Source organism: Evtepia gabavorous (assembly GCF_003425665.1).
Classification (GTDB): domain Bacteria; phylum Bacillota; class Clostridia; order Oscillospirales; family Oscillospiraceae; genus Evtepia; species Evtepia gabavorous.
The window spans coordinates 1-9,555 of sequence record NZ_QQRQ01000042.1 but is presented as its reverse complement, the minus strand read 5'-3'; the positions used below and the strand labels follow the sequence as shown (position 1 = coordinate 9,555).

The window sequence follows — 9,555 nt, the reverse complement described above, 5'->3', positions numbered from 1 at the left end:
GGCGCTTCTTCTCTCCAGCCAGCCCCGCCAGCACCCGGGCGGGGCCGCCCCCGGCCCGGCGGGAGAGGGTCTGGTACTCCCGGCAGTCGGCCAGCTCCCGGCGGATCAGCTCCTGGAGCAGCGGCGCGCAGTCCAGACACTGGGGCCCCAAAACCCCCTGGGCATCGTCCCGGGGAAAGTCGCTGTGGAGCCGCTGGCCGCCTCGGGGAACATGGGGGGCCGGGAGCACCGTCTTCTCCTCCGTCTGGGCCGCCTCCTCGGTGACCAGGGTCTGCTGCTGCTCGGTTGTGGTCTGGGCCTGGTCTCCCCCTGTCTCCTCCCAGGTGATGGGGCAGGCATCGGTGTGGTCGCCCATGACGCGCTTCCAGACCCGGGCAAAGATTTCCTTTTTGTCCTCTTCCCGGTCCAGGGGGGTGTTAGGCATAGCTCCTTCCATGGCAATTCCTCCTTTTCTGTTTTCCCATCCTATGCCCTGCCGGCCCATTCTGTCCGTCCGGACAGCCTTTCCCGGAAGTTTTTCCCGGCGGTGCCCCCGAAGTCTCTTGACAGACGCGCCTTTGCCCATTAAAATAAAATCAGTATAAATATGCAGACAATGAGGCAGTCTCCCCTCTTGGGCGGGACTCCGGGACCTCATGCCCGCTTTCTGCGGCGCCGCCATCGGCCCGGTTCGGCCCGGCTGCCGCGATTTTATGCGAAATTTTAGAGAAATGGAGGTGTGTCCCGACAATATGCTGCCCTATATCCTGACCGGCGTGATCGTATTTATTGTCGCGCTTGTGATAGGGATTCCCCTGGGCATCCTGTACCGCAAGAAAGTGGCGGAAAAGGAAATCCTCAGCGCCGAGGAAGAGGCCAAGCGCATCATCAACGAGGCCATCAAGAGCGCCGAGAGCAAAAAACGGGAAGCCCTGGTAGAAGCCAAGGAAAAAATTCTGGCGGAAAAAACCAACTACGAGAGAGAAGCCAAGGAGCGCCGCTCCGAACTGCAGGAGCAGGAACGCCGGCTCCAGCAGAAGGAAGAGACCCTGGAGCGCAAGCTGGAAAACGTGGAGCGGAAGGAGGAGTCCTACGCCGCCCGCCTGGCCAACCTGGAGGAGGCCCGGACCAAGGTCGCCAAGCTCCAGGCCGAGCAGATGGAGACTCTGGAACGGATCTCCGGCTACACCGCCGAGGAGGCCAAAGCCTACCTGATCGCCAAGCTGGAGACCGAGGTCACCCACGAGGCCGCCATGAAAATCAAAGAAGTGGAGGCCCGCTTCAAGGAGGAGGCCGACGCGAAAGCCAAGGAGATCGTGGGGCTGGCCATCCAGCGATGTGCCGCAGACCACGTGGCCGAGGCCACCGTGTCCGTGGTGCCCCTGCCCAACGACGAGATGAAGGGCCGGATCATCGGCCGGGAGGGCCGGAATATCCGCACCCTGGAGACCCTCACCGGCGTGGACCTCATCATCGACGACACCCCGGAGGCCATCACCGTCTCCTGCTTCGATCCAGTTCGCCGGGAGATCGCCCGGCTGGCCCTGGAAAAGCTCATCCTGGACGGCCGAATCCACCCCGCCCGCATTGAGGAGATGGTGGAAATCGCCAAGCGGGAGGTGGACGCCACCATCAAGGCCGAGGGCGAGCGCGCCGTGCTGGAGACCAACGTCATGGGCCTGCACCCCGAGCTCATCAAGCTCATCGGCCGCATGAAGTACCGCACCAGCTACGGACAAAACGTGTACAACCACTCCATCGAAGTGGCCCAGCTGGCCGGCCTTATGGCCGCCGAGATTGGGGAGGATGTGGCCACCGCCAAGCGGGCCGGCCTGCTCCACGACCTGGGCAAGGCTGTGGACCACGAGGTGGAGGGCTCCCACGTCACCATCGGCGTGGAGCTGGCCCGGAAGTACAAGGAGAGCAAAGAGGTGGTCCATGCCATCCACGCCCACCACAACGACGTAGAGCCCCAGACCGTCATCGCCTGCCTGGTGCAGGCCGCTGACGCCATTTCCGCCGCCCGACCCGGCGCCCGGCGGGAAAACCTGGAAAACTACATCAAGCGCCTGGAAAAACTGGAGGAGGTCACCTCTTCCTTCCGCGGGGTAGAGAAATCCTACGCCATTCAGGCTGGCCGCGAGGTCCGCATCATCGTCAAGCCCGAAGTGGTCAGCGAGGATGAAATGACCTTGCTGGCCCGGGAGATCGCCCAGCGGATTGAAAACGAACTGGAGTATCCCGGACAGATCAAGGTTCATCTGCTGCGGGAGGTCAAAATCGTGGAATACGCCAAGTGATTCCTACATCCCATAGTACGCCCCGCCCTTGGGAAGCTCCCAGGGGCGGGGTTTTCTACACGGCGCCCCGCCAAAATTTTTGTCTTTTTTTGCAGTTTCTCCCTTTTTGTTTTCCCCAAAATAGCATATAATAAGGGAAATCTTTTCTGTTTGAAAAAGGGGGAGACGGTATGCTGCTTCACCTCTTGGCTGTGGGCGATGTGGTGGCCCAGGGCGGGCTGGACTGTCTGCACCGGCACCTGCGCCGGTTGAAAAAGGAACACGATGTTCACTTCACCGTGGTCAACGGCGAAAACGCCGCCGGTCTGGGCCTGCTGCCCCAGCATGCCGAGGAACTCTTTGACGCGGGGGCGGACGTCATCACCCTGGGCAACCACACCTGGGGAAAACGGCAGATCGCGGACTATCTGGAGGACAACCCCTATATTCTCCGCCCGGCCAACTTCGCCCCCAACCTTCCCGGGCGGGGCTTTGGGCTCTATGAGGGCCCCCAGGGCCTGCGGCTGGGGGTGCTGAACCTGATGGGACGGTTTCAGCTGGACGCCAACCTGGACTCCCCCTTCCGCCGGGCTGACGAGATTCTGGCCGGGGAGGGCGCCCAGGCCGATCTGCTTTTCGTGGACTTCCACGCGGAGGCCACCAGCGAAAAGGGGGCCATGGCCTGGTACCTGGACGGACGGGTGCAGGCGGTGTGGGGCACCCACACCCATGTCCCCACCGCCGACGCGCAGATCCTGCCCCAGGGCACAGGGTTTATCACCGACCTGGGGATGACCGGCCCTGCCCGGTCCATTCTGGGGGTAAAACCCGAAAACTCCGTGGCCCGCTTCCTGGGCCAGCTGCCCCGGCGGTATGAGGCCGCAGACGGCCCCAACCGGCTGGGGGCCGTTCTCTTCACCATTGACACCCAGACCAAACGCTGCTGCCAGGTCACCCGCACCGACCTGACAGACTGACGGGACCCAAGGAGGGCTTGTGCATGCTGACCTTTCTCCACGCCGCTGATTTTCATCTGGACTCCCCCTTTCATGCCCTCCCCCCGGAACAGGCGGCGGAACGCCGGCAGGAGCAGCGCCAGCTGCTCACCCGCCTGGCGGACACCGCCCGCCAGGCACAGGTTGACCTGGTCTTTCTGGCGGGGGACCTTTTTGACGGCCAGCGGGCCCGGCCGGAAACAGTCCAGGCCCTCTATCAGGTCTTGGAGGAGCTGGAGGCAGAGGTCTTTCTCTCCCCCGGCAACCACGACCCCTACTCCCCCACCTCCCCCTACGGAAAGTTTCCCTGGCCGGACCACGTACATATCTTCACCCAGGCCGCCCCGGCCCGGGTGGAGGTGCCCCAGTTGGGGGCGGTGGTCTACGGCAGTGCCTTTACCTCCCTCTACCGGATGGACAGCCCCCTGGCCGGCTTCCACGCCCAGGAGGAGGACCTGGCCGCTTTCGGCTGCTTTCATGGGGACCTCTCCTCCGCCCACAGCCGCTACGGCCCCATCACCCACAATGAAATTGCCGCCTCGGGCCTGCACTATCTGGCCCTGGGCCACAGCCACAGCGCCAGCGGCCTGAAGCGGGCGGGAAAAACCTATTACGCCTGGCCCGGCTGCCCGGAGGGGCGGGGCTTTGACGAGACCGGGGACAAAGGGGTCTATCTGGGCCAGCTGGAGGGCGGCCGGGTGTCCCTGGACTTTGTCCCCCTGGCCCGGCGGCGGTACCTCACCCCCAGCCTGGACATCACCGGCCAGGACCCCGCCCAGGCGCTGGAGGCGCTCATCCGCGCCTCCCGGCCGGAGGACATCCTTCGGATTTCCCTCACCGGCACCCGGGACCCGGACAACGAGCCCAATCTCACTGCCCTCACCGCCCTGGCCTCCGGCTATTTTTACAGCGCCAGTCTCTATGACAACACCACCCTGAGCCAGGCTCTCTGGGCCCGGATGGAGGAGGATACCCTCACCGGGCTCTTCCTCCGGGCCATGGCCCAGCGCCTCCAGGAGGCCGCCCCCTCTGAGCGGCCCCTGCTGGAACGGGCGGTCCGGTTCGGCCTGGCCGCCCTGGAAGGAAGGGAGGAGCCCCAATGAAACTCTTGCAGCTCACCGCCACCTTCGGCTGCTTACAGGGGGACACCCTGGAATTCGGCCCGGGGATGACCCTCATCGGGGCCCCCAACGGCAGCGGGAAATCCACCTGGTGCGCCTTCCTGCGGACCATGCTCTACGGCCTGGACACCCGCCAGCGGGACCGCAAGGGCGCCCCCGCCGACAAAAACCGTTACCGGCCCTGGAGCGGCTCCCCCATGGAGGGGCTGCTGGTCTGTGAATTCCAGGGCCGGGTCCTGGAGCTCCGCCGGACCTCCGCCAGCGGGGTGCCCATGGGGGATTTTTCCGCGGTCTACCAGGACACCGGCCTGGCCGTGCCCGGCCTGACCGGGGAGACCGCCGGGGAGATCCTCACTGGCGTGAGCCAGGAGGTCTTTGACCGCTCGGTGTTCTTCCGCCAGACTGGCCTGGCCGTCAGCCAGAGCCAGGAGCTGGAGAAGCGGATCACCGCCCTGGTCTCCTCCGGGGAGGAGGATGTATCCTGGACCGAGGCCAACGAACGCCTCAAGACCTGGCTCCACCGCCGCCGGTTCCACAAAAGCGGCCTGATCCCCCAGCTGGAGGCGGAGGAGGCCCAGCTCCAGCAGACCCTCACCCAGACCGCCTCCCTGCGCCAGGATCTGGCCCAGCTCCAGGCCCGGGCCGCCGGCCTGCGCCAGCAGAAGGCCCATTGGGAGAGCCGGCTGTCCATGGAAAACGACAAATTCCAGACCATCAGCCAGCGGCGCTACGCAGAGGCCGCCGCAGAGCTGGACGCAGCGGAACTCCAGTTACAGACCCTCCTGGCCCGCCAGCAGGCCGACGCCCCCCAGACAGAGCCGGACCCCGACGAGCTGGAGGAGGAGATTCAAGACACCCTGGACGATCTGGCCAGCCGGCGGCGGCTTATGACAGGCTTTGTGACCCTCATCGTGCTGCTGACCCTCTGCGGGGTGGTGCTGTTCGCAGCGCCCCATGTGCCCCAGTTCCCCCTCCAGCTCCCGGAGATTCCCCTCCTGTTTCTGGCCCCTGTGGTGGGGGTACTCTGGCTGCTGGTGCTGCTGTTCACCTTGATTAAGTCCGCCTGTGACCGGCGGGACACCAAGGCCCTGGACGAGCTTCGCGCCCTGCTGGAGACCCGCCAGCAGGAGGACAGCCACCTGGCCCAGGACCTGCGGGAGGCCCAAATCCGCCGGGAGCACGCCCAAAAATACTTCGAGGCTGTCAGCCAGCAGAGCGGCAGCGGCCCCTATCTCCCCCCGGAGGCGGAGGCCTGCCGGGCCTCCCTGCACCAGGCAGAGCAGGAGATCGCCCAGATCCAAGGTCAGCTCACCGCCCTGGGGGACCCGGTCCTGGTGGATGCCCGGCTGGACGAGATTCAGGAGGCCTCCGCCCGGCTGCAGGGGGATTACGACGCCATTGAGGTGGCCATGGAGGCCCTAAAGGAGGCCGACGATCAGCTCCACGCCCGGTTCTCCCCCCAGCTGAGCCAGACAGCCGCCGGATACTTCCAGCAGCTGACCCAGGGAAGGTTCTCTCAGGTGGCCCTGGACCGCAGTTTCAACGTCACCGTCCGGGAGACCGGCGCCCTGGCCGACCGCCCCCTGGCGCTCCTGAGCCAAGGCACCGCCGACCAGCTCTACCTGGCCCTCCGTCTGGCGGTGGCGGACCTGGTCCTCCCCTCTCCCCAGGCCTGTCCGCTTATCCTGGACGACGCGCTGCTGTCCTTTGACGATGACCGTCTGGCGGTGGTCCTGCACCTGCTCACAGAGCTGGCCGAGGACCGTCAGATCCTGCTGTTCACCTGCCAGCACCGGGAATTCTTCATGCTGGAGGACCGGCCGGAGATCACCACGGTGACACTGCCTGACTTTTAACGGGCATCCTGGACGGTGGGTTCCGGCGGCGGCAATCTATGGTTGCCATCCCGGAAAAAGAAGCGTATAATAGAGGACTGACCCTGAAATTGTTCCGTTCCAAAAGGAGGTTCCCATAATGTCCCAATCCCATCTCCCGCCGGAGGAGCCCCACCTGTCTTCCGAGGCGCCGCCCCAGGAGGGACCGGCCGCATCCCAGAACCCCGCGCCCCCCGCGGAGGATACGGCCGCCCAGAAGGCGGGCAAAGAGAAGAAGCCGGGGGCTTTCGGCGCCGACCTCTACGGCTGGCTCCAGGCCCTCACCTTTGCCCTGGCCTTTATCTTGATCTTCTTCACCTTCTTCGGCCGCGTGATCGGCGTGGACGGCCACTCCATGGACCCCACCCTCAACGACCGGGACATGCTCTTTCTCCAGTGCATCGCCTATGAGCCCAAGCAGGGGGATGTGGTGGTCCTGCACAAGGACTTTGGAGACGTTGAAACCCCCATTGTCAAGCGGGTGATCGCCGTGGGCGGCCAGACGGTGGAAATCGACTATGACACCGGCACAGTCTACGTGGACGGTCAGCCCCTGGAGGAGGACTACATCATGGAGCCCATGGTCCGCCCGGAGAGCCCCTACCTGCAGGGGACCTACTGGGAGGTGCCCGAGGGGTCTGTCTTCGTCATGGGGGACAACCGCAATAACTCCTCCGACAGCCGGGACAGCCGCCTGGGCCCGGTGGACACCCGGTATGTGCTGGGGCGGGCCATCTGCACGGTTCTCCCCTTCCAGCACATCGGCCTGGTGGAATAAGGAGGTGAGACCGTGCGACTGGACAAATGGCTGAAGGTCTCCCGCCTGATTAAGCGCCGCACTGTGGCCAACGAGGCCTGTGACAACGAGCGCATCTCCGCCAATGGCCGGGTGGTGAAGGCCTCCTATGAGGTCAAGGTGGGGGATCAGCTGGAGATCCGCTTCGGCGCCCGGACGGTGCGGCTGGAGGTTCTCTCCGTCACCGAGCCCAAGGGCAAGGAGAATGCCGTGCTCCTCTACAAAGAACTTTGATTTTCAGCGGATGGGTTCCTGTGAGACCAGGAACCCATCCGGTTTCTTTTCCTGCCAGCGCCAAAAACCCCGCCCTGGAACATGGCTCCAGGGCGGGGTTGTCTTGTGGGTGGGGATTATTGATCCACCGCGTCCTTCAGGGCTTTCCCGGCCTTAAAGACGGGCACCTTGGTGGCGGGGATGGGGATGTCCTCCCCGGTCTTGGGGTTGCGGCCCATCCGCTCGGCGCGGACCTTGGTCTCGAAGGCGCCGAAGCCAACGATCTGGACCTTTTCCTCCTCTGTCAGCGCCTTGGTGATCAGGTTGATGGCGGCGTTCAGGCCGAGCTCCACATTCTTCCGGGAGAAGCCGGTCTCCTCCGCGATGCGCAGGATCAGTTCAGTCTTGTTCATGGTGATTACCCTTTCTCTCTTCGTTTTCCGGGTGTTTCTCCCGGTTCCACAGCGCCATCAGCTGGGACACATCCAACTCCCTCATGTCCCTGCCCTGGGCTGTGACCGCCGCCTCCACCCCGGCAAACCGGCGAATGAATTTCTCGCAGGTCCCGGCCAGGGCGTCCTCGGCATCTATTTGAAAGAACCGGGCAATCTTCACTGCGGCAAACAGCAGGTCGCCCAGCTCTTCCTCCACGTTGCTGTGGTCCGCCACCGCGGTCTGGAGCTCCTCCAGCTCCTCGGTGAGCTTGTCCATGGCGGCCTGGACATTGGGCCATTCAAAGCCCGCTTTCTCCGCCTTGGCCTGGATTTTCTCCGCCCGCCACAGGCCGGGCAGGCTCTTGGCCACGCTCTGGAGGGTGGCTGTGTAGGTGGTCTGCCCCTTCTCCTGGCGTTTGAGCTCCTCCCAGCTGTCCGGGGTGGCCGCCGCGCCGCCAAAGACGTGGGGATGCCGGAAAATCAGCTTTTTGCAGATGCCGTCGGCCACGTCGTCCAGGGTAAACCGGCCGGCATCCTCCTCTATGGAGGCATGAAACAGGACCTGGAGCAGGACATCCCCCAGCTCCTCCTTCAGATGGGCGGGGTTTTTCTCGTCGATGGCCTCGGCCACCTCATAGGCCTCCTCCAGGAAGTTGCGCCGGATGCTCTCATGGGTCTGCGCCCCGTCCCAGGGGCATCCCCCTGGGGCGCGGAGCAGGTGGACAATCCGGCGCAGGTCCTCCACCGTATAGGCCGTCTTCTCTTCAAAATTGATCATAATTTATCATATCATTCCCGTAATCTCAAGTCTTTATGGGATATTTTGCAGGCTTCTTCCAAAAATTTTTTCCACTCAGCGAATCCGCAGCAGTTTCGCAATCTTATCCCCCTTGGGCATCAGGGAGAGGTCATCCCGGGAGACGATCCGCAGCACCAGAACCAGAATGCCGTAGACCACGCAGCCGATCACAATGGACCCCGCCACGGACAGGGTGTTGCCCAAGTGGGCGGCCAGCAGGCCATAGCTGGCCCACACGGCAGCCCCCATCACCCCGGCGGCAATGGCGGGCTTCACAAAGACCCGCAGGTACTTGGGCGGGTGGGGGGTAACCTTTTTAATGGCCACCAGCTCCATCACCGACACCAGCGCGAAACACACCAGGGTCCCCATGGGCGCTCCCTTGATGCCCACCGAGGGAATCTGCACCAGGACAAAGTTCACCGCCAGCTTGGTGGCGCTGCCAATGGCGATAAACCAGATAGGCAGGGCCGCCCGGCCGTTGGCCTGGAGGATGGCGTTGCACAGCAGCATCATGCACACAAAGGCCGAGGCAATGCCCAGCACCAGCAGGCAGTGGCTGGCCACCTCCTGGTTGGTCTCTGGATAGAGCATCTGGATGATGGGGCCGGAGAGCACCGCCAGGCCCACGCCGGCCGGCAGGGCCAGCAGGGCGCCCACCCGCAGGGCGGACTCGGCAATCTTCCCCGCCCCCAGCTTATCCTTCCGGGTCAAGGCCGCGGAGACTGCGGGGACAATGCAGGCAGTCAGAGAGACCATGAAGGCCGAGGGCAGATTGTAGATGGTGATGGCCTTCTGGTAGCAGCCGTACAGACTCACCGCCAGCTGCTCTGTATAGCCCAGGGCGCTCTGGAGCAGGTTCTGCACCTGGACCGTGTCCAGGTAGGTGGTGATGGGCACCACGGAGGAGCTCAGGGTGATGGGAATGGCGATGGCCGCCAGGGTCTTGAGAATCTGCCCGGCGCGCTCAGGCTTGTCGTCGGTGGGCGCCAGCCCCCGGCCGCTGTTGCGGCGGTGGTGGCGGATCATCAGGTAGACCAGGGAGACAAAGCCGCTGGCCGTGAC

9 protein-coding genes and 1 pseudogene are annotated in these 9,555 nt (G+C 64.3%); 6 read left to right on the top strand and 4 right to left on the bottom strand.

Annotated elements, in window-relative coordinates; genetic code table 11:
• Positions 1-436 (bottom strand): annotated as a pseudogene (locus DV520_RS11745) (hypothetical protein); the annotation flags it as partial.
• A 295-nt stretch (positions 437-731) separates the two neighbouring features.
• Here DV520_RS11745 and rny point away from each other — a divergent pair.
• The 6 genes from rny (at position 732) to DV520_RS11715 (ending at position 7,278) form a co-directional block, all read left to right on the top strand.
• Positions 732-2,279 carry a ribonuclease Y gene (gene rny / locus DV520_RS11740; protein WP_117142987.1) on the top strand — a complete coding sequence of 516 codons (1,548 nt, stop codon included), beginning with the start codon at positions 732-734 and terminating at the stop codon, positions 2,277-2,279.
• A gap of 170 nt (positions 2,280-2,449) precedes the next feature.
• Positions 2,450-3,235, top strand: coding sequence for a TIGR00282 family metallophosphoesterase (locus tag DV520_RS11735; RefSeq protein ID WP_117142986.1), 786 nt, complete (start codon positions 2,450-2,452; stop codon positions 3,233-3,235).
• Positions 3,236-3,258: 23 nt separating this feature from the next.
• On the top strand, positions 3,259-4,356 hold the full coding sequence (locus tag DV520_RS11730) for a metallophosphoesterase family protein (protein ID WP_117142985.1): 1,098 nt from the start codon (positions 3,259-3,261) through the stop codon (positions 4,354-4,356).
• On the top strand, positions 4,353-6,230 hold the full coding sequence (locus tag DV520_RS11725) for an ATP-binding protein (RefSeq protein ID WP_117142984.1): 1,878 nt from the start codon (positions 4,353-4,355) through the stop codon (positions 6,228-6,230). Before DV520_RS11730 ends, DV520_RS11725 begins: the two co-directional genes overlap by 4 nt.
• Before the next feature lie 118 nt (positions 6,231-6,348).
• The gene (gene lepB / locus DV520_RS11720; protein WP_117142983.1) at positions 6,349-7,026 is read left to right on the top strand and encodes a signal peptidase I; all 678 of its coding nucleotides are present in this window, start codon (positions 6,349-6,351) and stop codon (positions 7,024-7,026) included.
• 12 nt (positions 7,027-7,038) lie between these two features.
• A complete protein-coding gene (locus DV520_RS11715) occupies positions 7,039-7,278 on the top strand; it encodes an RNA-binding S4 domain-containing protein (protein ID WP_117142982.1) in 240 nt (79 codons plus the stop codon).
• 116 nt (positions 7,279-7,394) lie between these two features.
• Here DV520_RS11715 and DV520_RS11710 read toward each other — a convergent pair whose 3' ends face one another.
• The 3 genes from DV520_RS11710 to DV520_RS11700 all read right to left on the bottom strand — a co-directional run.
• Positions 7,395-7,670, bottom strand: a complete 276-nt coding sequence (locus tag DV520_RS11710; RefSeq protein WP_021919271.1) for an HU family DNA-binding protein — start codon at positions 7,668-7,670, stop codon at positions 7,395-7,397.
• Positions 7,657-8,469 (bottom strand): nucleoside triphosphate pyrophosphohydrolase, encoded by an 813-nt coding sequence (mazG, locus tag DV520_RS11705; protein ID WP_021919270.1) that lies wholly within the window; start codon positions 8,467-8,469, stop codon positions 7,657-7,659. Before mazG ends, DV520_RS11710 begins: the two co-directional genes overlap by 14 nt.
• Positions 8,470-8,544: 75 nt before the next feature.
• Positions 8,545-9,555 (bottom strand): lipid II flippase MurJ (locus tag DV520_RS11700; RefSeq protein ID WP_148881887.1); only part of this gene is annotated, 1,011 nt, incomplete at its 5' end.

What these genes read in the sequence shown, in the direction of transcription:
- mazG (WP_021919270.1), bottom strand. Translation starts at nt 8,469, where the DNA reads ATGATCAATTTTGAAGAGAAGACGGCCTATACGGTGGAGGACCTGCGC.
- DV520_RS11730 (WP_117142985.1), top strand. Translation starts at nt 3,259, where the DNA reads ATGCTGACCTTTCTCCACGCCGCTGATTTTCATCTGGACTCCCCCTTT.
- rny (WP_117142987.1), top strand. Translation starts at nt 732, where the DNA reads ATGCTGCCCTATATCCTGACCGGCGTGATCGTATTTATTGTCGCGCTT.
- lepB (WP_117142983.1), top strand. Translation starts at nt 6,349, where the DNA reads ATGTCCCAATCCCATCTCCCGCCGGAGGAGCCCCACCTGTCTTCCGAG.
- DV520_RS11710 (WP_021919271.1), bottom strand. Translation starts at nt 7,670, where the DNA reads ATGAACAAGACTGAACTGATCCTGCGCATCGCGGAGGAGACCGGCTTC.
- DV520_RS11725 (WP_117142984.1), top strand. Translation starts at nt 4,353, where the DNA reads ATGAAACTCTTGCAGCTCACCGCCACCTTCGGCTGCTTACAGGGGGAC.
- DV520_RS11735 (WP_117142986.1), top strand. Translation starts at nt 2,450, where the DNA reads ATGCTGCTTCACCTCTTGGCTGTGGGCGATGTGGTGGCCCAGGGCGGG.